Raw genomic sequence first — 22,484 nt, 5'->3', positions numbered from 1 at the left:
GTCAGGCCTCCTCGGCCTTTTCCATCAGGTCAAGCCATTCCTCCTCGGCCGCGCTCAGCGCCTCCTGACGCTCCACCAGCGCATCGGTGGCCTTCTGGAACTTGAGAGGTTCCTTGGTGAACAGATCGGGCTGGGCCAGGAATTCCTCCAGCTTGGCGATCTCTGCGCCCAGACGGTCGATCTCCCCCGGCAGGGCTTCCAGCCGGTGCTTCTCGGTAAAGCTGAGCACCGGCTTTGCCGGCGTTGCCGCAGCAGGCTTCGGCGCAGTCCCGGCCTTGGCCGCAGGCTTTGCCTTTTTCGCAGGCCCGGCCTGCTCGCGCTTCTGGGACTGGTAATCCGACCACCCCCCGGCATAGACGGTGGCGCGCCCGCCCCCTTCCATCGCGACGGTCGTGGTGGCGACCCGGTCCAGGAAATCCCGGTCGTGACTGATCAGCATCACGGTGCCGTCGTAATCGTCCAGCAGTTCCTGCAACAGGTCCAGCGTCTCGACATCCAGGTCGTTGGTCGGCTCGTCCAGCACCAGCAGGTTCGATTCCCGCGCCAGCAGTTTCGCCAGCAAGAGCCGCGCCTTCTCGCCCCCGGAAAGCGACCGCACCGGCGCCCGCACCTGCCGTTCGTCAAAGAGAAATTCCTTGAGATAGCCGACGACGTGTTTCGGCTGTCCCCGCACCATGACCTGGTCGGACTGCCCCGACACCCGCATGTCGCGGTCATTGGTCAGGCTGTCCCAGAGCGAGGCCTCGGGGTCCAGCTGCGCCCGGCTCTGGTCAAAGATCGCCGGGACAAGGTTGGTGCCCAGCTTCACGCTGCCCGCGTCGGGGGGGATCTCACCGGTCAGGATCTTGATCAGCGTCGTCTTGCCCACGCCGTTCGGTCCGACAAAGGCGACCCGGTCGCCGCGCTGCACCGTCAGGTCGAAATTGCGCACGATCTGCTTGTCGTCGAAAGCATGGGTGATCCCCTGCGCCTCGATGACCTTCTTGCCGGATTTCGGACCAGAGGCCATCTCCATCGCCGCCGCGCCCTGCCGGCGGATCTGCGAAGCGCGTTCCTTGCGCATGTCCTGCAGCGCCCGCAACCGGCCCTGGTTGCGCTTGCGGCGGGCACTGATGCCCTCGACGGCCCAGCGGGCCTCGGCCTTGATCTTGCGGTCCAGCTTGTGGCGCTGCTGGTCCTCTTCTTCCCAGGCCTTGTCGCGCCAGGCCTCGAAGGCCTCGAAACCGCGTTCCTGCCGCGCCACCTGCCCCCGGTCGATCCAAAGCGTCGCGCGGGTCAATTCGCTCAGGAACCGACGGTCGTGCGAGATCAGGACAAAACCCTTGCGCGTCGTCTTCAACTCGTCCTCGAGCCAGGAAATCGCCTCGATGTCCAGGTGGTTGGTCGGCTCGTCCAAGAGCATCAGGTCCGGCGCCTCGGCCATCAGCTTGGCCAGCGCGGCGCGGCGCCGCTCACCGCCAGAGGCCGTCTCGACCGGACGGTCGGGATCGAATTTCAGGCCCTCGGACGCGCGTTCAACCCGGTACATCTCGGAAGCCGCCAGTTGCGAGGCAGCGAACTCGCCCAGCGTGGCATAGCCCGACAAGTCCGGGTCCTGCTCCATGTAGCCCACGGAAATCCCTGCCGGCACCACGCGGTCCCCCCGATCCGGTTCCACAAGCCCGGCCATGACCTTCATCAGCGTCGACTTGCCAGAGCCGTTGCGCCCGACAAGCGCCACGCGATCGCCCTGGTGGACGGTCAGCGACAGGTCGTAAAAGACGGGATCGCCGCCAAAGGTGAGAGAGACAGAGGTGAGCTGAAGCAAGGGAGGAGGAGCCATGCGCGCAGCGCTAATCCCGCCCACGCCATTCGTCAATGGGCTCCGGCCCCGCGACCGCCTTTCCCCCGCTCAGGGCTTCTTCTTGGCAGAAATACTCCCGGGGGTGCGGGGGCAGCGCCCCCGGCCCGAGGTGTCCGGCCGAAGGCCGGCGCCGAGACATCCTGCGCGCCGCAAGGCGCACCTTTGGTTCACGCCCCTGTCAGGCGCGCCCCAGCACCAGCACCGCGTTCAGCCCGCCAAAGGCAAAGGCATTCGACAGCACCACGTCCACCTCGGCCTCGCGCGCCACGTTCGGCACCACGTCCAGCGCGCATTCCGGGTCAGCCTCCTCGTAGCCGATGGTCGGCGCGATGACCCCGTCCTTCAGTGCCATGAGACAGGCCAGCAATTCGACCGCCCCGGTGCCGCCGATCAGGTGGCCGTGCATCGACTTGGTGGAAGAGATCATGAGGTTGTCCGCATGGGTGCCAAAGACATCGGCCACTGCGGCGCATTCAGTCTTGTCGTTGGCCGCTGTCCCGGTGCCATGCGCGTTGATGTAGCTGACCCGTTCCCTGCTGACCCGCGCATCGCGCAGCGCGCCTGAAATCGCCCGCGCCGCGCCATGCTTCGATGGCATGACGATATCCGCCGCATCCGAGGTCATGGCAAAGCCCAGCACCTCGCCCAGGATCTCGGCGCCGCGGGCCTTCGCGTGTTCGTATTCCTCGAAGACGAACACGCCGGCGCCCTCGCCCTGCACCATCCCGTTACGGGTGGCGCTGAAGGGGCGGCAGGCGTCCTTGGACATGACGCGCAGACCTTCCCAGGCCTTCACCCCGCCGAAACACAACATCGACTCGGACCCGCCGGTGATCATCGCCGTGCACATGCCCGTGCGGATCATCTGGAACGCCTGCCCCATCGCGTGGTTGGAACTGGCGCAGGCGGTGGCGACGGTGAAACTCGGGCCCTTGACGTTGAACTCCATGCTGACGTGGCTGGTGGCCGCGTTGTTCATCAGCTTGGGCACGACGAAGGGGTGAACCCGGTTCTTGCCCTCTTCGTAAACCGCGCGGTAATTGTCATCCTGCGTGCTCAGCCCGCCGCCGGAGGTGCCCAGCACCACGCCGGAGGTGTTGGCCAGGTCGCCCACGAATTCCAGCCCTGCCTGCGCCACCGCCTGGCGGGCGGCCAAAAGCGTGAACTGGGTGAAACGGTCATAAAGCGCAAGCTGCTGGCGGTTGAACACGGTCTCGGGCTCGAACCCCTTGACCTGTCCGCCAATGCGGATGGCCAGGCGCTCCACGTCGCGGAACTCCAGCTCGCCGATGCCACAGCGCCCCTCGCGCATCGCCTCCAGAGTCGCGGGGACATCCTGGCCCAGGGCGTTGATCGTTCCCGCCCCGGTTATGACGACACGCTTCACGACTTCTGCTCGGCGATCAGTTTCTCGATCCCCTCGACGATCTTCGCCACCGAGGAGATGTCGAAATCCGATTCCGAAGGGTCGTTGGCATTGAAGGGTACCGAAATGTCGAACTGCTCCTCGATCGCGAAGATCGATTCCACCAGCCCGAGAGAGTCGATCCCCAGTTCTTCGGGCGTGCTTTCCATCGCAACGTCCGAGACATCGAGCATCGCCTGCTCCGCGATGATCTGAATGACCTGTTCCTTGACGTCCATGACCTCAGCCCCGCGCTTGTCCAGAATTGCCGGACACTTAGTCATTTCCCATCAGCTTTGAAACTGCTTTCTTGAGCTCTGCGACGTCTCGGAACAGACGCGGCAGGCGGCGCAGGCCCTTGTAGGCCTCGACATGGGTGTCCATTTTCATCGCCGGATAGCCCAACATGACGCGCCCGGCCGGTACATTCGACAGGACCACCGTGGCGCCCCCCAGGATCGCGCGATCCCCGATGCGCAGGTTGTCCGAGACCCCGACCTTGCCGCCCAGCACCACGTTGTCTCCCACCACGGTCGACCCGGCGATGCCGACATTCGCGCAAAGCAGGCAGTCGCGTCCGATCACGACGTTGTGGCCAATCTGCACGAGGTTGTCGATCTTCGTGCCGTTGCCGACGCGGGTGTCGCGGATCGTGCCCTTGTCGATGGTCGACCCGGCGCCGACCTCGACATCGTCGCCGATTGTCACCGCACCCAGGCTGGCGATCCGTGCCCAGGACTGGGCACTATCCGTGCCTTCGCCGCCCAGCGAGGCGCGCGCCTTTTCGACGCCCGAGCGTTCCGGCGTGACAAAGGAGAACCCGTCGCCCCCGATGATCGCGCCAGGCTGGGCGATGAAACGGTCGCCGATGACCACCTCCGACATGATCCGGCCCCCGACATGCAGCAGCGCCCCCGCGCCGATGCGCGCGTTGCGCCCGACATAACACTGTGGACCAACCACCGACCCGGCGCCGATCCGGGCGCCGGCCTCGATCACCGCAAATGGCCCCACCGACACGCCCTCACCAAGCTCGGCGGTCGGGTCGATCACCGATTGCGGATGGAGGCCCGGCGCGTAACCCGGCCCCCGGTCCATCATGCCGGTCAGCCCCGACATGGCAAAACGCGGGCGATCCGACAGCAGCGCCGCTTGCAGCCCCAGCGCCTGCCAGTCCGTGCCCGCCGCCAGCAGCGCCGCGCGGGCCTGCCCCCGGCCCAGGGCCTCGACGAACTCGGGCCTGGCCGCCATCGCCAGTTGCTCCGGCCCCGCGTCCGCAGGCTCCGCCAGCCCGGAGACGGTCAGAGACAAATCGCCCTCGGCAGTCATGCCGAGGGCGATTGCGATGTCTTCGATGGTGAAAGGCATGGTGTCTCCGGACGTTGCAGGGCGCGGTCCGGGAGAGGTTTAGCTGCGACCCGCGCGCAGGGCCACCCCTTCGTTGGTCAGCGCCCGCCAAAGCATCGCGTCACGCCCGTAGACGTCGTTGCGATAATTCATCTGGCCCTTCGCCTTGGTAAAGGCGGTGCGGTAAATCAGGTGCACCGGGATCGGCGTTTCCAGCGGAATGCGCGTGTTTTCACCCGAGGCATGGATCCGCTTGAAATAGGACACGGGATCGTCGACCTGGCGGCTCAGGATCTCGTAGGCGAACTCATGCGGGTCATCCAGGCGGATGCAGCCGTGGCTGAAGGTCCGGACCTCGCGTCTGAACAGGTGCTGCGACGGGGTGTCGTGCAGGTAGATGTTGTACTTGTTCGGGAACAGGAACTTGACCGACCCCAGCGCATTGCTCGGCCCAGGGGGCTGGCGCATGGTGAAGGGGAAATTGCCCGAATTCGCATAGGCCGAGGCGGTTTCCCGGCTGACCTGGCGCCCGCGATAGTCGACGATTTCCAGGTGGCCTGCCGCATAGGGATTGGCCCGGATCGCCGGCAGGTATTCGCCGCGAATGATCGATTGGGGAATGAACCAATAGGGGTTGATAACCAGCAGTTCCATCACGTCCGAGAACTCGGGCGTCCGGCGGTCATGCCCCTGCGCACCAATGACCGAGCGCGTTTCAAAGGTCAGCTTGTCGTCGTCGATGATCTGAGCGTGGAAATCCGTCAGGTTGACGAGGATATGCCGCTTGCCACGTCCCTCGGGCAGGTTCAGCCAGCGTTCACGCTCCATCGAGACCATGATCGACTGCAGCCGTTCCTCGGGCGAGACGTTGATGGCGCGCATGGTGCTGCCACCTGCGACGCCGTCGACCTCGATGGCGTGATCCTCCTGGAACTCGCGGACAGCGGCTTCCATCTCGGCGTCATAGGTCATGCTGAGCGAGGGCGACAGGTAGCCCATCGCAGTCAGACGATTGCGCAGCGCAACCACCGCGTTTCCGCTGTTGCCGGGGCGCAGGCTGCCGGCGGGAACGGTCTGACCCCAGCCGCCGTTGCGGATCTTGTGTTCCAGCCGCAGCTTGGCCCGCATCAGGCGCGTATATTCGGGGCTGTTGGGCACCAGGCTCAGGAAGACGGCGGTCGGATCTTCCTGGGTCAACCGGGTCAGCAGCATTTCCGGATCGCGGCGCGGCGCTTCGCGCTTGATCCCATCAACGACATTGCCCGGATCCAGGATGCCGGACTGAAGGTCGTTGGCGAATTGGATGAAGGTGCGGGTCAGCTCGATTTCCAGCAACCCGCGCGAGCGGCCATCGGTAGCCTGGCTCATCCGCCGCAACAGTCGGTCGGGGTCATAGCGTCCGGCGGGCAGCCCGTGGTCATCCGCCAGCGAAAACGCCTCCATCAAGGCCAGGCGGCGGGCGCGGTCGCCCTCGCCGGCACCGGTCCAGATCGGGGCGAAATCCCGTGCCCGGTAGAAGGCGGCAATACTGTCATCGTCGGCAACGTTCTCGGCCACGGCCTGCTTGAAGGCCGTAACCTTGAGCGTGAGCCCATCCTCGGCCAAAGCCGGCAGCGCAGTTCCCAACCAAAGGGCCCCTGCCGCGAGGGCCGCCTGGAACACGGCCCGGGTTTCTCTCTTGTTCATGCTCAAATCCTTCATCGACCAGCGATCCCCGAAAACACAATGCCGACAGGGTCATAGGCCTGTCTATTCACATTTTTGCCAAGTTGTCGACCAAAGGGCAGGGCAGCCAGGCTGTGACCGAAAAGAGGCAGACCCGCGCATTCGCGCCACAGTTGGCCCGCTGTGGGCAGAATCCCGCCAATTACCCCTTGATCATTACAAATCATCACAAATCGCCCTTTTTGCGCCATACGATTCGTGTCATATAGCTCTTGGCATCTGGGGATAGATGGCAGGCGGCGCACAACGATGCGCCCAGAATCAGGTAACACGGCGACCACGGGACAGGCGGTCATCATGACAGAGACAACTTGCGGCGGCTTCACCCGCCGGGCACTTCTTGGCGCGTTCGCAGCGACAGCCGTCGCAGCGGCGCCGACTTACTCCAACGCAGCAGGCTTCTTGCGCGGCGCAGGCGATGTCCGGCGCATCCGGATGTATTCCGGTCGCACGGGCGAACGGGTAGACATGATCTACTGGATCGAAGGCGACTACCTCGCCGACGCGATCAAGGAGATCAATTATTTCATGCGCGATTGGCGCAACAACCAGATCAAGTCGATCGACACACGAACGATCGACATCATGGCCGCTTCGCACAACCTGCTGGATGTGTCTGAGCCTTACATGCTGATTTCAGGCTACCGCAGCCCGGAAACGAACGCGATGTTGCGGGCACGCTCTTCCGGCGTGGCCAAGAACTCGCGCCATCTGGTCGGTCAAGCAGCGGACCTTCGGCTCGCGTCGCGCTCTGTCAGCCAGATGTATCGGGCGGCCAAGGCCTGTAATGCAGGCGGCGTGGGCCGGTACACCCGGTCGAACTTCGTGCACATGGACTGCGGTCCGGTCCGTTCCTGGGGCAGCTGAGTTTTCTTCTCCCCCCCCTCTTCAGTCTCTGGTTCACTCTTACAGGCGTCCCAACCGGGGCGCCTTTTGTTTGGCACCTTGTCTTTTTGCCTCGAAAACCGTGAACGGGATAGTCAGGATATCCCTACGCGGTTAACCGGTCGTATATCGTTGTCTGAGAAGGAAACACGCCAAGGCGCGGTTGGTTCCGCCAGCGCATCAGATTTTTTTAGGAGAGGCGCTGGCGCCAAATGCTTCCACCGGTGAGGAAGAAGTGGCGCGGTTGACGGGGCTCGAACCCGCGACCCCCGGCGTGACAGGCCGGTACTCTAACCAACTGAGCTACAACCGCGCTTTCGCGTCGGGCCGTTGCGTTTCGGGGCAGTGTTGGCGCGGTTGACGGGGCTCGAACCCGCGACCCCCGGCGTGACAGGCCGGTACTCTAACCAACTGAGCTACAACCGCTTGACTGCCGCCGTGACCGCTTGGCCGTGGCGTGAGAGGCCTTCTATGCGCAGCCCCCTGCCCCGTCAAGCGGTTTCGACCCCCGAATTCGCGCATTTTTTCATCCAGCCCGGAGAATCTAAAGTGGCGCATTGGTCACGGGTTGGCGGCCGTATTTCACGCAAATGTCAATTCACCTTGCGATTCCACCGATCGCCCGGCTTTTCTCGTATGGTCTGCACGCCCCAAGCCTAGCCAAGGTCGTATCATGTCTGAATTTTCTCGCCGGACATTCCTGTCCGCCGGCACTGCTGCTGTTGCCTTTCTGCGCCCCGATTCACTCTGGGCGGCCCCCGACATCGCCTTGCCAGGGGACGTGACAAAAACGGACCCGGTCACGGTCACAGCCGTGAACACATCCTCACCAGTTGTTGCAATGACGTTCGATGACGGGCCGCATCCGACCCTGACCCCACTGCTTCTTGATATCCTCAAAGCCCGTGGTCTGCGTGCCACGTTTTACCTTATAGGTAGAAGAGTGGTGACATGGCCGGATATTGTCAAGCGCATTGCAGACGAGGGGCATGAGATCGGCAACCACAGCTGGTCACACCCCAACCTGGCGGGCTATTCGAACGCGGGCGTCCTCAGCCAGATCGACCGGACCTCGGACGCGATCTTCAAGGTGACGGGCCGCCCGCCGGTCACCTTCCGCCCGCCCTACGGCGCATTTACCCAGCGCCAGCGTGTGATGCTGCACAACACGCGCAAGCTGCCGACGATCCTGTGGTCCGTGGATCCGCAGGACTGGCGCCGGCCCGGCGCCAGCGTGGTGGCCAGCCGGATCCTGTCGCACTCGCGTCCCGGCGCCATCATCCTGACCCACGACATCCAGCACGGCACGGTGCGCGCCATGCCGCGGACCTTGGACGGGCTGACGGCGCGTGGCATCAAGCTGGGGACGATGAGCCAGATGATGGGCTGGCCGCTCTGGCAGAGCCGGAATTTCGTCCAGACCGCCTCGGCCGGCTGAGCCGGTCAGTCACCCGCGGAAAGACGCGCCGGGATCTCTTCGATCTCGGCAGCCAGCAGCAACATGCGCGTCACGGGAGCCCCGTCTCCGTCGCGGGTCATGACGTAGGTCGCATGCTCCACGAGTTCCGCCGCCGTCTTCAGGATATCGGGAACGGCAACCGCCTCTGTCGCGTTGCGTGTTTCCTCGACCATCCGCCGGAAGGCGCCCGGTCCGGGGGTCACATCTGTCGAAATCAGCTGCAAGTGGGGCATCGGGAATCCCATTGGTTAACACGGGAGGCAAGAAAGTGCCCTTACTGGTGCGATCAGCGTGCAGACCTCAGCGGTTGCCTCCACAATGGATTTTTTCGACGCCGCATTTTCTTTCACCCTGATGGTTGCGCCGCACTGACCGCCCCTAGTCCGGCAAGGGAATGAACTCGCCGTCATCCCCCGGCGGCAACTGAAAGCGGCCATGCTCCCAATCGCCGCGCCGCCAGGCCTCTTTCGCCTCTTCGATGCGCTCTTTCGAGGAGGCGACGAAGTTCCACCAGATGTATCGGCTCCCCTCCAGGGTGGCACCGCCCAGCAGCATGAGCCTGGCACCGGCGCCCCCTGCCCGGAGGGACACCCGGTCGCCGGGCCGAAACACCATCATCTGGCCCGCCTCGTAGCGCGTTCCGGCAACCTCGACGGCGCCCTCGACGACATAGACACCCCGGTCCTCATGTTCATCGGGCAGCGGCAGAGAGGCCCCCGGTTTCAGTACCGCATCGGCATAGAACATCTCTGACGGGGTCCGCACCGGCGCGCGTTCCCCCCAGGCGTTGCCAAGGATCAGGCGCACCTGCTTGCCCTCGCCGTCCAGAACGGGCAGCGCGTCCGCTGGCGCATGGATGAAGTCCGGCGCGCTGTCCTCCTGGTCCTTGGGCAGGGCGACCCATGTCTGGATTCCGAAAAAGGGCATCGGCTCGGCCTGGGTGGCATCATCCGTGCGTTCCGAGTGGGTGATCCCCTGCCCGGCCACCATCCAGTTTACGGCACCCGGCTCGATCCACTTGTCCGTGCCCAGAGAGTCACGGTGATGCATCCGGCCCCGGTAGAGGTAACTGATCGTCGCCAGCCCGATATGGGGGTGCGGGCGCACGTCCAATCCACGGGTCGGCAGGAACTCTGCCGGGCCCATCTGGTCGAAGAAGATGAAGGGCCCCACCATCTGCCGACGCGGCGCCGGCAAGGCACGGCGCACCTCGAACCCGCCCAGATCGCGGGCACGGGGGATGATGACGGTATCGATGCTGTCCACGGCATCGCCGGTGGGACATTGCGGATCAAGCGCGGGGTTCCAGCTCATCTCGGGTCCTCCTGTCTGGTGAAGTGCAATATAGCCCTCGAACCATCGAACGATACACCGATCAAACCGGCATGTATGTGCATTTTTGCACAACCAGCACCCGGGACACGGTCCTTGCGCGCACTCAGCCCGCGCCTTGCTGTAAGACGCGGGCCTTGCTAGGGCTGTAATGGCTCTGAAGGGAGGGCCGCATGGACGACAGCCTTGAACCACTGCCCGGAATGATCCGTTTTGGCTGGGAGGAGTGGGTCTCGTTACCCGATCTCGGTTTGCCCGCCCTGCGCGCCAAGGTCGACACCGGCGCCCGCACCTCGGCCCTGCATGCCTTCGACATCGAGACCTTCGGCCCGGCCTCGGCGCCCAAGGTGCGGTTCACGGTGCACCCCGTGCCCGGACGTGACGACCTGGTGATTCCCTGTTCGGCCCGGATCATCGACCGCCGCACAGTCACCTCGTCGAACGGCGAATCCGAATCCCGCTATGTCATAGCATCCACCATCCGCGTCGGCGACGAAAGCTGGCGGATCGAGATGACACTGACCGATCGCTCGACGATGGCGTCGCGCATGTTGCTGGGCCGAGAGGCGCTCAAGGATCATATCACCATCGTGGCCACCGACCGTTTCCAGCAGCCAAAGCTCAGCTACGACGTCTACACCACCGCGCGCGTCCGCCAGGCGGCGCCGAACCGGGCACTGCGGATCGCGGTGCTGAGCCGTGAGGACAATTATTCCACCCGCCGGCTTGTCGAAGAAGGCGAAAAGCGCGGCCATACCGTCGAGGTGATCGACACGACGCGCTGTTACATGGCGATCAACGCGCTTTCACCCGAGGTGCATTACGACGGCAAACGCTTGCCCCGTTATGACGCGGTGATCCCGCGCATCGGCGCCAGCGTGACCTCCTACGGCACCGCCGTGATCCGCCAGTTCGAGACCATCGGCACTTTCTGCGTGAACGGCTCCGAAGGGATCACCGCCTCGCGCGACAAGCTTTATGCGCATCAGCTCATGGCGCGGCACAAGATCGGCATGCCCAACACCGCCTTTGCCGCCTCGCCCAAGGACACGCAGAGCCTGATGCGGTTGGTGGGGACCGCGCCCCTGATCGTCAAGCTGCTGGAATCGACACAGGGCAAGGGCGTCGTCCTTGCCGAGACCAAGAAGGCGGCGGAATCGGTGATCGACGCCTTCCGTGGGCTCAAGGCGAATTTCCTGGTGCAGGATTTCGTCAAGGAGGCGGCGGGCGAGGACATTCGCTGTCTCGTCGTCGGCGGCAAGGTGGTGGCGGCGATGAAACGCACCGGGGCAGAGGGCGATTTCCGCTCGAACCTGCATCGCGGCGGTCAGGCGACGGTTGTCCGCATCACCAAGGAAGAGCGCGAAACCGCACTGCGCGCCGCCCGCGCCTTTCGCCTGAACCTGGCGGGCGTGGACCTGCTGCGGTCCGAGGCAGGCCCCAAGGTGCTGGAGGTCAACTCCAGCCCCGGGCTTGAGGGGATCGAGACGGCGACCAAGAAGAACGTGGCCGAAAAGCTGTATGAGCACCTGGAATCCAAGGTGCGTCCCGCGCCGGTCAAACGCATCAGCAAGGCCGAGGACAGCTGACCCTGCAAGGGGTTCCGGTTAGTTCGGAAACAGGAACCCCACGATCCACCTGATGATCACGATCCAGAAGACCAGCCCAAGCATGGCACCCGGGAGAATCCACCAACCGTACCCCAATGACCATTGCAGACGGTCGGTTCGATCGGTCTTTCTCTGGGCCTGCCGAAACTGGTCCCTGTCCGGATCAATGCTCAGAATCGACGTCAAGTTCGAGATTGTGATGATTGTTCTCACCAGTCCAAGCCAATCCAAGTTCGTGTTCGGAATTGCAGCGGGACGAGTGTTTCCCGCGCAATCGCACCATGCGCGCACCAAACAGGCGCACACCCTGTAGTTGTATAACTAGAACTTTCTAACTTGTCACGGAAGATGCATATAAAATTCATCATATAGCCGCGACAGGAGATCGGCATACCGGCGGATTTTCGCCTCCGGCCTGATTTGACGGCTAGTCACAAGATGAAGACGCTCGCCGATCTTTCGTTGGATTGAGGTTCCATGCCCTTTACCGCGCCCGTCACTTTTCCTATATAATTGCTCAGCTATTCGGACACGAGGACCGCAATGACCGAGCAGAACACGCAGATGGAGGGCGCCCCGCTGATCGCGCCCTCAAGCACCGATCACCCGCTCTACGACACGGTGGTCGAGGCCTGCCGCACGGTCTACGACCCTGAAATCCCGGTCAATATCTACGATCTGGGGCTGGTCTACACCGTCGAAATCAACGACCAGAACGAGGTCAACATCATCATGACCTTGACCGCGCCGGGCTGCCCCGTCGCGGGGGAAATGCCGGGCTGGGTCGCCGAGGCGGTCGAACCGCTGCCCGGTGTGAAGCAGGTCGATGTCGATCTGACCTGGGAACCGCCCTGGGGCATGGAAATGATGTCGGACGAAGCGCGGCTGGAACTGGGCTTCATGTAAGGCAAGCCTTTCCCCTTGCACAATACGACTGCAAAACGAAACCCTTGCATTTCTACTATGCAAGGGTTTAACTTTGCGCATGCCCCAAACCCAAGCTCATGACTTTGCCAGCGTCCTGACCGGCGACCTTGTTGCCTCGCGCAGGCATGGGCCAGAGGCGCTCGACGAGGCGATGCAGGTGCTGGAACGCGTCAGCCGCGACATTGGCGAGGACATCGGCGCGAAAGCCGTCTTTCAGCGCCATCGCGGCGACGGTTGGCAGCTGTTCCTGCCACTGGCCCAGCCTTCTCTGCGGGCCGCGCTGCGTATCCAGGCCGCGCTTGCCGCCACCGGGTCGCTGGCCACCCGGATCGGCATCGGCGTCGGCCCCGCCCACATCCCCGATGACGGCGACCTCGCCGCCGCCTCCGGCGCGGCCTTCCATATGGCGGGCGACGTGCTGGCAGGATTGGCGCGCGGCACGCATCTGGCCCTGCCCCCAATTCCCGGCGCCCTGGGCGACGCGTTTGGCGCGCTCATGCTCTTTGTGGATCGTGAGGCACAGGGCTGGAACCGCACGCAGGGACAGGCCCTGTTCGAGGCGCTCCGCGGACAGACCCCAACTCAGGAAGAGATCGCGCAGAAGGTGGGCGTGACCCGGCAGGCGGTCCAAAGCCGCCTCTCCGGCACCGCCCTGGACGCGCTGCAGGAAACACTGTGGGTCTACGAAAACCGCATCGACACGATCCGGGACAGCCTGTGATGCCCCCTGCACTCCCCGCTCTCGATCCAATGGCCGCGCAGAGTTTTGCCGCGCTGTTCCTGGCGCATGTGCTGGCGGATTTCGTCTTTCAAGGCCGCTGGATGGTCGACCGCAAGCGCAACCTCGGGGTCCTGCTGTTGCATGTGGGCGTGGTCTTTGTCCTCAGCTGGGGGGCCCTTGGCGGTGCCTGGGTCGTGGCGCTGATGGTGGCCCTGGCGCATTTCGCGATAGACGCGGTCAAGGCCTGGTCCCCGGCCCGCTGGCGCGACACGCTTGCCGCCTTCCTTTTGGACCAGGGCGCTCACCTGGTCACGCTGCTGGCCGCCGCCCTGTGGTGGCCCGCCGCCGCGTCCCAGGGGCTCTGGGCGCCCTGGTTGCCGCACTTGGTGGCGCCCGCGATCTTTGCCGCCGGGCTGATCACCACGGTCCTTGCGGGTGGCTATGTCGTGGGGATGCTGACCGCCCGGTTCGAGGTACCCCTGAAGGGCCTGCCAGAGGCCGGTCGTCTGATCGGCCAACTGGAACGGGCGCTGATCTTTCTCTTTGTCACAATCGGCGAACCCACCGGAATCGGCTTTCTGATCGCGGCCAAGTCGGTGCTGCGTTTCGACACCGCCAAGGAGGATCACCGGGCCAGCGAATATGTCATCATCGGCACGCTGGCCTCCTTTGCCTGGGCGCTTGGCGCCAGCTACGGCACTTTGGCCCTGATGCAGATCGCCCAGCCCTGACAAAGCGTTACCGAAGTTTGTCAAAGCCGTCACGCGCCCGTTACCCTGCGCCCCGATGAGAAGGGCCTCTCAACAGGAGGTCCTTATTCATGAAGACGTTCACACTCGCCCTGGCCGGCGCAGCCCTGGCCGGCCCCGTCCTGGCCGAAACCCATGCCAATGCCTATGACGCCGGTCTCACCTATGGTGTCCGCCCCGCCTACCTGGTGTCGCGGATGGAAGACGGCGCACTCAAGGACAAGCTGCAGTCCTGCCTGGGCAACACACCCGCGCGCACGCATTTCTCGGTTGGCCACCGTGGCGCGCCGCTGATGTTCCCCGAACACACGGTCGAATCGAACCGGGCCGCGGCGGGCATGGGCGCGGGCATCCTGGAATGTGACGTGACCTTCACCGCCGACCTGGAACTGGTCTGCCGCCACGCCCAGAACGACCTGCACACCACCACCGACATCGTGGCAGGCCCGCTGGCCTCCAAGTGCACCACGCCCTTCACCCCGGCCTCGGGCGATGCAAAGGCCAGCGCCGAATGCCGCACCTCGGACCTGACCCTGGCCGAGTTCAAGACCCTGACACCCAAGATGGATTCCGCCGATGCTTCGGCCACCACGGCAGAGGCCTACCTGGGCGGCACCGCCAACTGGCGCACCGACCTTTTCGTCAGCGGCGCGACCCTGATGACCCACGCGGAATCGATCGCCCTGTTCGACAGCCTCGGCGCCGATTTCACCCCCGAACTCAAGGCTCCCTCGGTCGAGATGCCCTTCAACGGCTTCACCCAGGCCGACTACGCGCAGAAGCTGATCGACGAGTACAAGGCCGCCGGCATCGACCCGTCGCGCGTCTGGGCCCAGTCCTTCGATCTGTCGGACGTGCTCTACTGGATCGAGAACGAACCCGAGTTCGGCAAGCAGGCGGTCTACCTGGATGATCGCTACGAGGCCTCGGACGACGACGAGGGTCTGATCGACCCGATGGACGCCGTCACTTTCAAGCCGACGATGGCCGAGCTGAAGGAGATGGGCGTCAACTACATCGCGCCGCCGCTGTGGATGCTGGTCACGCTGGATGACAGTGGCGCAATGGTGCCCTCGGTCTACGCCGAAGAGGCCAATGCCGCCGGCCTGGACATCATCACCTGGTCGCTGGAACGCTCCGGCCCGCTGACCTCGGGCGGCGGCTGGTACTTCCAGTCGGTCAAGGATGCCACGAACACGGACGGCGCCTATTTCGAGATCCTCGACGTTCTGGCCCAGCAGGTCGGCGTCAAGGGCGTCTTCTCGGACTGGCCCGCCACGACCACCTTCTATGCCAACTGCATGGGCCTCTGACCCGCGCGCTTCGGCAACAACACATGTGTCGGGGCCGCCTTCTGGCGGCCCTTTCGCATTGGTGCCAATTCTCCGCTGTCACCCGGGCGGAAAAACAGGTACCGCATGGACACCTATTGATTGAACCCCATGCGACAGCCTCCCGCCTCTCCGCCCAGCCTGGTCACGCTTGTCCTGATGACGGTGCTGGGCATCGTCTCGGTCAACATGTTCCTGCCTTCTCTGGCGAACATGGCCCGCAGCTTTTCCATCTCCTACGCCACGGCCAGTCTCGCGATCTCGCTGTTCATGCTGATCACCGCCGGGCTACAACTGGTCATCGGTCCGCTATCGGACCTCTATGGACGTCGCCCGGTGTTGCTGTGGTCGCTGGCCTTGTTCACCTGCGCCTCTCTCGGCACGGCGCTGGCGCCGGATTTCACCAGCTTCATGGTCTTTCGCGTGCTGCAGACTGCCGTCATCGCGGGCAACGTCCTGTCGCGCGCCATCGTGCGCGACACCTCTCCCCCCAGCGAGGCCACCAGCCGGCTGGGCACGATCGGCATGGCCATCGCGCTGGGACCGATGATCGCCCCCGTGATCGGTGGCGTCATGGACCAGGCCCTGGGCTGGCGGTCGACACTCTGGGCCTTCACCGGGCTGGGCGCGGCGCTGCTCTGGCTCTGCTGGGCAGACGTGGGCGAAACCAATCCACGCCGGGGACAGGGCTTTGCCGCCCATTTCCGGGCCTACCCCGCGCTGCTGACCGACCTGCGCTTCTGGTCCTACACGGTCTCGATGGGGCTGGGCATCGGCATCTTCTTTGCCTTTCTTGCGGGAACGCCCCTGCTGGGCGCAGCCTATTTCGACATTTCGGAAAGCACAGTCGGCGCGCTGATCGGCCTGCCCCCGGCGGGTTTCGTCATCGGCTCGTACCTCTCGCGGCGCCTGGGCGCCCGGGTGGCCCCGCCGCTGATGGTCCTGGCCGGGCGGCTGGTCTCGGTCGCGGGCCTTGGCGTCGCGCTTCTGCTCTGGACGCTTGGCCCCGGCAGCGCCTGGAGCTTTTTCCTGCTGATGCCGGTGATCGGCGTGGCAAACGGCCTCAGCACGCCCGCAGGCATGGCCGGAGCCATGTCGGTGCGCCCCGATCTCACCGGCAGTGCGGCGGGGTTGTCCGGCGCCGTCACCATCGGCTGCGGCGCGGCCATGACCTCGGTGTCCGGCGCCATTCTGGGGGCGACACCGGATCCGACGCGCCTGATCTGGCTGCTCTGGGGGTTGGCGCTTCTCTCGGTCCTGGCCGCCCTGCCCGCCCTGCGCCCGAACCGCCAGCCGGAACCGGTGGGCTAGGCAGTCTGCCCGGTCGATTGTTGTCGGAGTCAGCCCCCGTCAGTCGCGGCGGAACTCCAGGTCCACGAAGGGTCCGACACAGGTTGGCGGCAGAACCAGGCTCCCTGCCAGCGCTGCGCCCTGAGCCCTGGCCATTTCCGCAAGAACGATGTTGCGCAGGTAGGCCATTGGCTCTGTCACGAACCGCGCGGTGACGATGCGCATGCGGTAGGGCGACAAGGGTTGCGGTTGCACGCCGACGAGAGCCTCGTAAAACCCCGCAATCTCACTGTCCCGAGCGGCCTTCATCCCGGCGACCTCAGCTTGTCAGTCGGCCACCGCCTCGGGCCAGAGCACGCACCGAAACTCCTTCAGCATCAGGTCGGCGACGATCACATCCACCACCAGCAGGCCATCTGCCTTGCGCGCTTCCCAGTCCTCGCGCCAGGTGTCCAGCTGCATCCGGTAGTAGAGCACCGTGGACGCCCGCTGCTGCACCTCCGACATGGGCGGCATCAAGGGCATTCCATAGGCATCGGCGCGAGGCAGTTTCGTGTTTTTCTCAATGCGGCGCCCGTGCGCCCTCGGCATCTCCAGTCGCCGGTGATGACTGCGGCGCACCGCCTGGGGTGCGGCCCTGAACCTGTCGTCGATGCACTGCGCAACCCGATCCCAGGCACCGGGATTGGTCTTCTCAAAGGCATGGGGATCGCTGCGGAACCCTGCCTCGACCATCTCCGTTTCGAACAGCCTGTCATCCGACCCGACGAATTTTCCGTGCGGTTGCCCGATCCACCTGCTTTCGACGGGATACGGCACATCGGTCGGCGCCACGCCGAAAGCGTCGAAATAAGGCTACTGCCAGTCGAAAAAGACAGCACAGACATCGACCTGCGCCTCCTCGGTGCTGGACAAACCGCCTGAAATGACGGTCATGACACCGGCCAGCACCCCGAAAAATCGTTTCATCTCAACCCCGATCCGCGTTCTGAAACACCCGGCGACAACAGCGCGCGCCGGCTTCCTCTTGAGTAGACGCAGCCGCTCCCTTAAATCTTGGTTTGAAAGTGAGGTTTCACACATGTTTGGCATACCCGGTCAGTCCCCCGTGACGATCACCCCCACCGCCGTGACCCAGATCCGCAAGCTGATGGAGCGGGACGGTCGCTATGCGCTGCGCATCGGCGTCAAGAAAGGCGGCTGCGCGGGCATGGAATACACGATGGACTACGTCGACGGTTCCGAGGCCAACGACGAAGTGGTGGAACAGGACGGCGCACGCGTCCTGATTGCGCCGATGGCGCAGATGTTCCTCTTCGGCACGGAAATCGACTACGAGACATCGCTGCTCGAATCCGGCTTCAAATTCCGCAATCCCAACGTGGTGGACGCCTGCGGCTGCGGCGAATCCATCAAGTTCAAGGACGTCGAGGAACTCTCGGCCGACCAGGGCAGCCAGGGGTGAGCGTCTCGGCCGAAGAGATCGCCTTTGCCCGCGATCTCTTTTCCGGCCTCGGAGACATCACCACCCGGCGCATGATGGGCGGGCTGTGCCTGTACCATCAGGGCACGATCTTTGCGATCCTGCACCCCGAGGGTGGTATCTTTCTCAAAGGCGCGGGCGGCTTCGTCGATCGGCTTGAGGACATGGGCTGCACGCGCTGGACCTATACCCGCAAGACGGGGCAAAGCGCGGCCATGCCTTATTGGAGCCTGCCCGGCGCCGCTCTGGACGATCCGGAAGTGGCCGTCGCTCTGGCACGTGAGGCGCTGAATCACCTCTGACGCCCAAGTTCCCAGGCCCGTACCGGCGCCCCGTCTCACCCCGTCTTCAGGTGCAGGTATGTTTCGTTGAACCGCCGTTCCAGGTGCGCACCCGCCGAAACCAACTCCCCGGACCCGATCGGCGCCACGTTGGTCTCCCAGTCAGGGTTGAAGAACAGCGGCACCGAGATCCGCTCCTCCGCCGATCCCCGCACCCGGTGCAGCGTCGCCTTGACCCGGCCGCCGGTCCAGATCTCCAGCATCTCTCCGAAATTGATGATAAACTCCCCCGGATCGGCCCGCACCGGCAGCCAGTCGTCTTCCGGCGTCAGCACCTCCAGCCCGGGCACCCCGTCCGTCCCCAGCAGGGTCAGACAGCCGTAATCCGTATGCGCCCCGATGCCGAAGTCCTTTTCGCCGGCCCACCCCGGGCGCGGCGGATAGTAGTTGCCCCGAAGCAAGGCCATCGGCCGGGCGAACTTGTCGTCGAAAAAGCCCCTATCTTCGCCAATCGCCTCGGCGATCCCCCGCAACAGGTCCATCGCAACCGCCATAGCATCGCGGTAATAGGCTTCGATCACCTGCCGGAACCCTTCCGGGCGCTCGGGCCAGAGGTTCACCGCATAAACCGACAGGCCCGTGTCCGGCGCCTCGAAGCCACAGTCGAAGACCTGCTTGTAATCCGGGTTGGCCTCGGGGTCGACCTGCTCGCTCTGCGAGGCGCCCCAGCCGCGGTTCGATCCGGTCGCCGCCATGTCCACCGCGCGTTTCTCGGCCTCCGGCAGGTCGAAAAAGGCCCGGTAGGCCGCGAGTACAAACCGCATCCGCGCCGGGGAAATGCCGGTGTTGAAGACGGTCAGAAAGCCGCTTTCCTCGGCGCCGATCTTCAGCGCCGCCAGTGTTTCGGCGTCCCGCGCCGCGATCTTTGCCGCATCCAGTCTGGGGATCATCCGCCTCTCCCTTTGGTCGCCCTTTGTCACGAGGTCGCGCGCGCCGCAAGCGGGCTTGACGTCGCGCCGCGCCCGGTGACACTTGGCCCCGCAAAAAGGAGAGGCATATGCGACGCAAACTGGCCGCGGGCAACTGGAAGATGAACGGAACGCGCGCCGCGCTGGACGAACTGGCGGCGATGGGTGCCGCCGCCGAGGGCGCGGCCGAAATCCTGGTCTGCCCGCCCGCGACCCTGATCGCGGCGGCGGCCCAGACCGCAAAGGGCATCGCCATCGGCGGCCAGGATTGCCACCCTGCCCAATCCGGCGCCCATACCGGCGATCTCTCGGCGCCGATGCTGGCGGATGCGGGCGCAAGCTATGTCATCCTCGGCCATTCCGAGCGCCGCGCCGATCATGGTGAGGATGACCAGTTGATCCGGGAAAAGACCCGCGCCGCCTGGGACGCGAACCTGACCGCCGTGGTCTGCGTCGGCGAGACGCTGGACCAGCGCGAGGCCAACAACACGCTGGACATCATCGGTGGGCAACTGGCCGCCTCGATCCCCGACGGCGCCACCGCGCACCGGCTGGTGGTGGCCTATGAACCTGTCTGGGCCATCGGCACCGGCAAGGTGCCGACGATGGAACAGATCGGCGAGGTCCACGGTTTCATCCGCGCCCGTCTGGAGCGCCGCTTTGGCGCCGGGGTGGGACGGTCGACCCGCCTGCTCTACGGTGGCTCGGTCAAACCCGGCAATGCCGCCGAGATCTTTGCCGTCCCTAATGTCGACGGCGCGCTTGTCGGCGGGGCCAGCCTCAAGGCTGCGGATTTCCTGCCCATCATCGAGGCGCTGAACGCCGCCCCGATGGAGGCATAGGGGGCGCCAGCCATCCCCGAGACAAGAAAAAAGGGCCGGTTTCCCGGCCCTTTTGCTTATTCCGCTGTGCGCGCCTCGCAGAAGGCGGCCTCGAGCTGGTTTGTGGGTGGTGCACCCGCGCAGTTGATCTGCGGCCCCATCACGTTGTCCGGCAACACCGTCGAGATGATCGGGATGTATGTCACCATGATCAGGAAGACGAAGAGAACGGCCAGGAAGGGCAGCGCCGCCTTGACGACCCGCATCATCGGCATGCCCGCCACGCCAGAGGTCACGAAGAGGTTCAGACCGACGGGAGGCGTGATCATCCCGATTTCCATGTTCACCACCATGATGATGCCCAGGTGGATCGGGTCGATCCCCAGCTGCAGCGCAATCGGGAAGACCAGCGGCGCGACGATCACCAAGAGGCCCGAAGGCTCCATGAACTGACCGCCGATCAGCAGGATCACGTTGACGATTACCAGGAACATGATCGGGCCGAACCCGGCGTCCAGCATGGCCGAGGCGATCTGCTGCGGGATCTGTTCGTCGGTCAGGACGTGTTTCAGGATCAGCGCGTTGGCGATGATGAACATCAGCGTGACCGTCAGCTTGCCTGCCTCAAACAGCGTGTCCTTTGTGTCCTTGTGGAAGAAGGCGGTGACCAGGGCGATGGGCTTGCGGATCAGCGGCGTGTTCGGCCCGCCTTCCTTGTTCGCAAGCGGCCCCATGTCGCGATAGACGAAGGTGGCGATGATGAAGGCATAGACCGCCGCAACCGCCGCTGCCTCTGTCGGTGTGAAGATGCCGCCATAGATGCCGCCCAGGATGATCACGATCAGCAAGAGCCCCCAGAGCGCATCGCCCCCGGCCTCGGCCACTTCGCCCCAGCCTTTCCATTCGCCCTTGGGCAGGTCGCGCATGATGGCGATGATCAGGATCGTGGCCATCAGCATGGTGCCCGCCATCAGGCCCGGAATGACCCCTGCCAGGAACATGCGGCCCACGGAAACATCGGTGGCCGACGCATAGACGACCATGACGATCGACGGCGGGATCAGGATGCCCAGGGTGCCCGCGTTGGCGATGACACCGGCGGCGAAATCCTTGGAATACCCCACCTGTCGCATCCCGGCGATCACGATGGACCCGATGGCGACCACCGTTGCCGGAGAGGACCCGGAAAGCGCCGCGAAGAGCATGCAGGCAAAGACGCCGGCGATGGCAAGACCGCCCGGCAGGTGCCCGACGCAGGCGATGGAAAAGCGGATGATCCGCTGCGCCACGCCGCCCGTCGACATGAAGCTGGACGCCAGGATGAAGAAGGGGATCGCCAGGAGCGTGTAGTGCCCGGCCATCGCCTGGAAAAAGCTCTGCGCGATCGAGGCCAGCGAGGTGTCGCTGAGCACCAGCAGGAAGACGATCGAGGAAAACCCGAGCGAGACGGCAATCGGCACACCGATCAGCATCAGGCCGATCACCATGCCAAAGAGAATGACAACATCCATCGGATCAGTCCTTGTTCATGTGCGCGACGTCTTCGACCGCGTCTTCGGCTTCGTGGCTGACGATCAGGCTCTCGGCTTCGCCGCGCCAGATGCGGACGGTGGCCTGGATAAACCGGAAAAACAGCAGCAGCGCGCCAAAAGGCAGGATGACGTAGGGGATGAACCGCGGGATCTTTTCATAGGCTTCGCCCTCGTTGATCCAGGGTTCGATAAAGCGCAGCCACTCGGGCATCGGGATGTCGATCACCTCGTACCAGGAGCGGTAGGAGGTGCGGCCCATCTCCTCGAACCCGGTGGGGAACCAGCGGCCCGTGGTCTGCGGCAGGTTGGCAAAGTTGGCCCAGTAGTCCCAGGCGCCCTTGAGCAGCAGGAAGGCATAGCCGATGCAGACCGCCGCCGCGATCAGGGTCATGACCTTGCGTGTCGGGGCGGAAACCACGTTCAGCACCGCGTCCACGCCCAGGTTGGCGGTCTTCTTGACCGCGTAGCTGACCCCGAACAGCACCAGCCATGCAAAGAGGAACGAGGTCGCCTCCAGCCCCCAGATCAGGCCACCGGGCAGGTCGACGCCCAGCAGGTCCTCGAGCCAGCGACCGAAGCTGCTGTTCACGCCATAGCGCAGCACGACGTTGATGAACGTGATGATCGTCATCGCACCAAGGATGAGCGCGATCACCGTCTCTTCCAGTTCGTCGATGAAACGTCCGAACATCCCGTTCGGCGGATTATGAGATGACATGGTCCCCCTCCTTGCCCCGGTTTCGGGTACAAAAAAACCGGCCCCCATACTATCACG

At 64.5% G+C, this 22,484-nt stretch carries 23 protein-coding genes and 2 tRNA genes; 11 read left to right on the top strand and 14 right to left on the bottom strand.

Going from position 1 to position 22,484, the window contains the following annotated elements:
* Position 1: 1 nt before the first annotated feature.
* The 5 genes from G9Q80_RS06905 to G9Q80_RS06885 form a co-directional block, all read right to left on the bottom strand.
* The gene (locus G9Q80_RS06905) at positions 2 to 1,822 is read right to left on the bottom strand and encodes an ABC-F family ATP-binding cassette domain-containing protein (RefSeq protein WP_088713916.1); all 1,821 of its coding nucleotides are present in this window, start codon (positions 1,820 to 1,822) and stop codon (positions 2 to 4) included.
* 199 nt (positions 1,823 to 2,021) lie between these two features.
* Positions 2,022 to 3,230 carry a beta-ketoacyl-[acyl-carrier-protein] synthase family protein gene (locus G9Q80_RS06900; RefSeq protein ID WP_043145187.1) on the bottom strand — a complete coding sequence of 403 codons (1,209 nt, stop codon included), beginning with the start codon at positions 3,228 to 3,230 and terminating at the stop codon, positions 2,022 to 2,024.
* On the bottom strand, positions 3,227 to 3,487 hold the full coding sequence (locus G9Q80_RS06895) for an acyl carrier protein (protein WP_043145190.1): 261 nt from the start codon (positions 3,485 to 3,487) through the stop codon (positions 3,227 to 3,229). The genes G9Q80_RS06900 and G9Q80_RS06895 overlap by 4 nt, the downstream gene beginning before the upstream one ends.
* Positions 3,488 to 3,524: 37 nt before the next feature.
* Positions 3,525 to 4,616, bottom strand: coding sequence for a UDP-3-O-(3-hydroxymyristoyl)glucosamine N-acyltransferase (gene lpxD, locus G9Q80_RS06890; protein ID WP_088713917.1), 1,092 nt, complete (start codon positions 4,614 to 4,616; stop codon positions 3,525 to 3,527).
* A gap of 39 nt (positions 4,617 to 4,655) precedes the next feature.
* The gene (locus G9Q80_RS06885) at positions 4,656 to 6,281 is read right to left on the bottom strand and encodes a L,D-transpeptidase family protein (RefSeq protein ID WP_088713918.1); all 1,626 of its coding nucleotides are present in this window, start codon (positions 6,279 to 6,281) and stop codon (positions 4,656 to 4,658) included.
* A gap of 336 nt (positions 6,282 to 6,617) precedes the next feature.
* Between G9Q80_RS06885 and mepK the strand changes: the two genes are divergently transcribed.
* Positions 6,618 to 7,187 carry a peptidoglycan L,D-endopeptidase MepK gene (gene mepK, locus G9Q80_RS06880; RefSeq protein WP_069211643.1) on the top strand — a complete coding sequence of 190 codons (570 nt, stop codon included), beginning with the start codon at positions 6,618 to 6,620 and terminating at the stop codon, positions 7,185 to 7,187.
* A gap of 254 nt (positions 7,188 to 7,441) precedes the next feature.
* Here the strand turns inward: mepK and G9Q80_RS06875 are convergent.
* Together G9Q80_RS06875 and G9Q80_RS06870 are read right to left on the bottom strand one after the other, a co-directional pair.
* A tRNA-Asp gene (locus G9Q80_RS06875) sits at positions 7,442 to 7,518 on the bottom strand.
* Positions 7,519 to 7,554: 36 nt separating this feature from the next.
* A tRNA-Asp gene (locus G9Q80_RS06870) sits at positions 7,555 to 7,631 on the bottom strand.
* A gap of 247 nt (positions 7,632 to 7,878) precedes the next feature.
* Here G9Q80_RS06870 and G9Q80_RS06865 point away from each other — a divergent pair.
* Complete coding sequence (locus G9Q80_RS06865; RefSeq protein WP_043145196.1) at positions 7,879 to 8,643, top strand: polysaccharide deacetylase family protein; 765 nt, start codon at positions 7,879 to 7,881, stop codon at positions 8,641 to 8,643.
* Positions 8,644 to 8,648: 5 nt separating this feature from the next.
* On the opposite strand, the gene G9Q80_RS06860 is transcribed toward G9Q80_RS06865, so the two are convergent.
* Both G9Q80_RS06860 and G9Q80_RS06855 read right to left on the bottom strand, forming a co-directional pair.
* Positions 8,649 to 8,897: a hypothetical protein gene (locus G9Q80_RS06860; RefSeq protein WP_133066353.1), complete on the bottom strand. Its 249-nt coding sequence runs from the start codon at positions 8,895 to 8,897 to the stop codon at positions 8,649 to 8,651.
* A 145-nt stretch (positions 8,898 to 9,042) separates the two neighbouring features.
* Complete coding sequence (locus G9Q80_RS06855) at positions 9,043 to 9,978, bottom strand: pirin family protein (RefSeq protein WP_088713920.1); 936 nt, start codon at positions 9,976 to 9,978, stop codon at positions 9,043 to 9,045.
* Positions 9,979 to 10,169: 191 nt separating this feature from the next.
* On the opposite strand from G9Q80_RS06855, the gene rimK reads away from it, so the two are divergent.
* The 6 genes from rimK to G9Q80_RS06825 all read left to right on the top strand — a co-directional run bounded on the left by rimK (position 10,170) and on the right by G9Q80_RS06825 (position 16,645).
* Complete coding sequence (gene rimK / locus G9Q80_RS06850; protein WP_043145202.1) at positions 10,170 to 11,585, top strand: 30S ribosomal protein S6--L-glutamate ligase; 1,416 nt, start codon at positions 10,170 to 10,172, stop codon at positions 11,583 to 11,585.
* 564 nt (positions 11,586 to 12,149) lie between these two features.
* On the top strand, positions 12,150 to 12,512 hold the full coding sequence (locus G9Q80_RS06845) for an SUF system Fe-S cluster assembly protein (protein WP_043145204.1): 363 nt from the start codon (positions 12,150 to 12,152) through the stop codon (positions 12,510 to 12,512).
* Between the two features lie 79 nt (positions 12,513 to 12,591).
* Positions 12,592 to 13,254 carry a hypothetical protein gene (locus tag G9Q80_RS06840; RefSeq protein ID WP_088713922.1) on the top strand — a complete coding sequence of 221 codons (663 nt, stop codon included), beginning with the start codon at positions 12,592 to 12,594 and terminating at the stop codon, positions 13,252 to 13,254.
* Positions 13,254 to 13,985: a DUF3307 domain-containing protein gene (locus G9Q80_RS06835; protein ID WP_088713923.1), complete on the top strand. Its 732-nt coding sequence runs from the start codon at positions 13,254 to 13,256 to the stop codon at positions 13,983 to 13,985. Before G9Q80_RS06840 ends, G9Q80_RS06835 begins: the two co-directional genes overlap by 1 nt.
* An 89-nt stretch (positions 13,986 to 14,074) precedes the next feature.
* Positions 14,075 to 15,316, top strand: a complete 1,242-nt coding sequence (locus tag G9Q80_RS06830) for a glycerophosphodiester phosphodiesterase family protein (RefSeq protein WP_088713924.1) — start codon at positions 14,075 to 14,077, stop codon at positions 15,314 to 15,316.
* A gap of 129 nt (positions 15,317 to 15,445) precedes the next feature.
* Positions 15,446 to 16,645, top strand: a complete 1,200-nt coding sequence (locus tag G9Q80_RS06825; protein WP_088713925.1) for a multidrug effflux MFS transporter — start codon at positions 15,446 to 15,448, stop codon at positions 16,643 to 16,645.
* A gap of 39 nt (positions 16,646 to 16,684) precedes the next feature.
* Here G9Q80_RS06825 and G9Q80_RS06820 read toward each other — a convergent pair whose 3' ends face one another.
* Both G9Q80_RS06820 and G9Q80_RS06815 read right to left on the bottom strand, forming a co-directional pair.
* Positions 16,685 to 16,864, bottom strand: coding sequence for a hypothetical protein (locus G9Q80_RS06820; RefSeq protein WP_157903765.1), 180 nt, complete (start codon positions 16,862 to 16,864; stop codon positions 16,685 to 16,687).
* 87 nt (positions 16,865 to 16,951) lie between these two features.
* Positions 16,952 to 17,458, bottom strand: coding sequence for a hypothetical protein (locus G9Q80_RS06815; RefSeq protein WP_088713927.1), 507 nt, complete (start codon positions 17,456 to 17,458; stop codon positions 16,952 to 16,954).
* 247 nt (positions 17,459 to 17,705) lie between these two features.
* Between G9Q80_RS06815 and G9Q80_RS06810 the strand changes: the two genes are divergently transcribed.
* A complete protein-coding gene (locus tag G9Q80_RS06810) occupies positions 17,706 to 18,089 on the top strand; it encodes a HesB/IscA family protein (RefSeq protein ID WP_043145215.1) in 384 nt (127 codons plus the stop codon).
* Positions 18,086 to 18,409 (top strand): TfoX/Sxy family protein, encoded by a 324-nt coding sequence (locus G9Q80_RS06805; protein ID WP_088713928.1) that lies wholly within the window; start codon positions 18,086 to 18,088, stop codon positions 18,407 to 18,409. The genes G9Q80_RS06810 and G9Q80_RS06805 overlap by 4 nt, the downstream gene beginning before the upstream one ends.
* A 35-nt stretch (positions 18,410 to 18,444) precedes the next feature.
* Here the strand turns inward: G9Q80_RS06805 and G9Q80_RS06800 are convergent, their stop codons facing one another.
* A complete protein-coding gene (locus tag G9Q80_RS06800) occupies positions 18,445 to 19,338 on the bottom strand; it encodes an isopenicillin N synthase family dioxygenase (RefSeq protein ID WP_088713929.1) in 894 nt (297 codons plus the stop codon).
* 107 nt (positions 19,339 to 19,445) lie between these two features.
* Between G9Q80_RS06800 and tpiA the strand changes: the two genes are divergently transcribed.
* Positions 19,446 to 20,198, top strand: coding sequence for a triose-phosphate isomerase (gene tpiA / locus G9Q80_RS06795; protein WP_043145218.1), 753 nt, complete (start codon positions 19,446 to 19,448; stop codon positions 20,196 to 20,198).
* Between the two features lie 56 nt (positions 20,199 to 20,254).
* Here the strand turns inward: tpiA and G9Q80_RS06790 are convergent, their stop codons facing one another.
* Positions 20,255 to 21,688: a TRAP transporter large permease gene (locus tag G9Q80_RS06790; protein WP_074620917.1), complete on the bottom strand. Its 1,434-nt coding sequence runs from the start codon at positions 21,686 to 21,688 to the stop codon at positions 20,255 to 20,257.
* Between the two features lie 4 nt (positions 21,689 to 21,692).
* Positions 21,693 to 22,427: a TRAP transporter small permease gene (locus G9Q80_RS06785; protein ID WP_074620916.1), complete on the bottom strand. Its 735-nt coding sequence runs from the start codon at positions 22,425 to 22,427 to the stop codon at positions 21,693 to 21,695.
* Positions 22,428 to 22,484: the final 57 nt, after the last annotated feature.

This window comes from Mameliella sp. LZ-28 (assembly GCF_012274245.1).
In the GTDB taxonomy this organism is placed as follows: Bacteria; Pseudomonadota; Alphaproteobacteria; order Rhodobacterales; family Rhodobacteraceae; genus Antarctobacter; species Antarctobacter albus.
This window is presented reverse-complemented; position numbering and strand designations above follow the sequence as displayed.

Bases quoted from the DNA above. Each gene is read 5' to 3' on its own strand.
- G9Q80_RS06845 (WP_043145204.1), top strand. From the start codon at position 12,150: ATGACCGAGCAGAACACGCAGATGGAGGGCGCCCCGCTGATCGCGCCC.
- G9Q80_RS06785 (WP_074620916.1), bottom strand. From the start codon at position 22,427: ATGTCATCTCATAATCCGCCGAACGGGATGTTCGGACGTTTCATCGAC.
- G9Q80_RS06835 (WP_088713923.1), top strand. From the start codon at position 13,254: ATGCCCCCTGCACTCCCCGCTCTCGATCCAATGGCCGCGCAGAGTTTT.
- G9Q80_RS06895 (WP_043145190.1), bottom strand. From the start codon at position 3,487: ATGGACGTCAAGGAACAGGTCATTCAGATCATCGCGGAGCAGGCGATG.
- G9Q80_RS06790 (WP_074620917.1), bottom strand. From the start codon at position 21,688: ATGGATGTTGTCATTCTCTTTGGCATGGTGATCGGCCTGATGCTGATC.
- G9Q80_RS06905 (WP_088713916.1), bottom strand. From the start codon at position 1,822: ATGGCTCCTCCTCCCTTGCTTCAGCTCACCTCTGTCTCTCTCACCTTT.
- G9Q80_RS06865 (WP_043145196.1), top strand. From the start codon at position 7,879: ATGTCTGAATTTTCTCGCCGGACATTCCTGTCCGCCGGCACTGCTGCT.
- G9Q80_RS06825 (WP_088713925.1), top strand. From the start codon at position 15,446: ATGCGACAGCCTCCCGCCTCTCCGCCCAGCCTGGTCACGCTTGTCCTG.
- G9Q80_RS06840 (WP_088713922.1), top strand. From the start codon at position 12,592: ATGCCCCAAACCCAAGCTCATGACTTTGCCAGCGTCCTGACCGGCGAC.
- rimK (WP_043145202.1), top strand. From the start codon at position 10,170: ATGGACGACAGCCTTGAACCACTGCCCGGAATGATCCGTTTTGGCTGG.
- G9Q80_RS06810 (WP_043145215.1), top strand. From the start codon at position 17,706: ATGTTTGGCATACCCGGTCAGTCCCCCGTGACGATCACCCCCACCGCC.
- G9Q80_RS06830 (WP_088713924.1), top strand. From the start codon at position 14,075: ATGAAGACGTTCACACTCGCCCTGGCCGGCGCAGCCCTGGCCGGCCCC.
- lpxD (WP_088713917.1), bottom strand. From the start codon at position 4,616: ATGCCTTTCACCATCGAAGACATCGCAATCGCCCTCGGCATGACTGCC.
- G9Q80_RS06885 (WP_088713918.1), bottom strand. From the start codon at position 6,281: ATGAACAAGAGAGAAACCCGGGCCGTGTTCCAGGCGGCCCTCGCGGCA.
- G9Q80_RS06860 (WP_133066353.1), bottom strand. From the start codon at position 8,897: ATGCCCCACTTGCAGCTGATTTCGACAGATGTGACCCCCGGACCGGGC.
- G9Q80_RS06855 (WP_088713920.1), bottom strand. From the start codon at position 9,978: ATGAGCTGGAACCCCGCGCTTGATCCGCAATGTCCCACCGGCGATGCC.
- tpiA (WP_043145218.1), top strand. From the start codon at position 19,446: ATGCGACGCAAACTGGCCGCGGGCAACTGGAAGATGAACGGAACGCGC.
- G9Q80_RS06800 (WP_088713929.1), bottom strand. From the start codon at position 19,338: ATGATCCCCAGACTGGATGCGGCAAAGATCGCGGCGCGGGACGCCGAA.
- mepK (WP_069211643.1), top strand. From the start codon at position 6,618: ATGACAGAGACAACTTGCGGCGGCTTCACCCGCCGGGCACTTCTTGGC.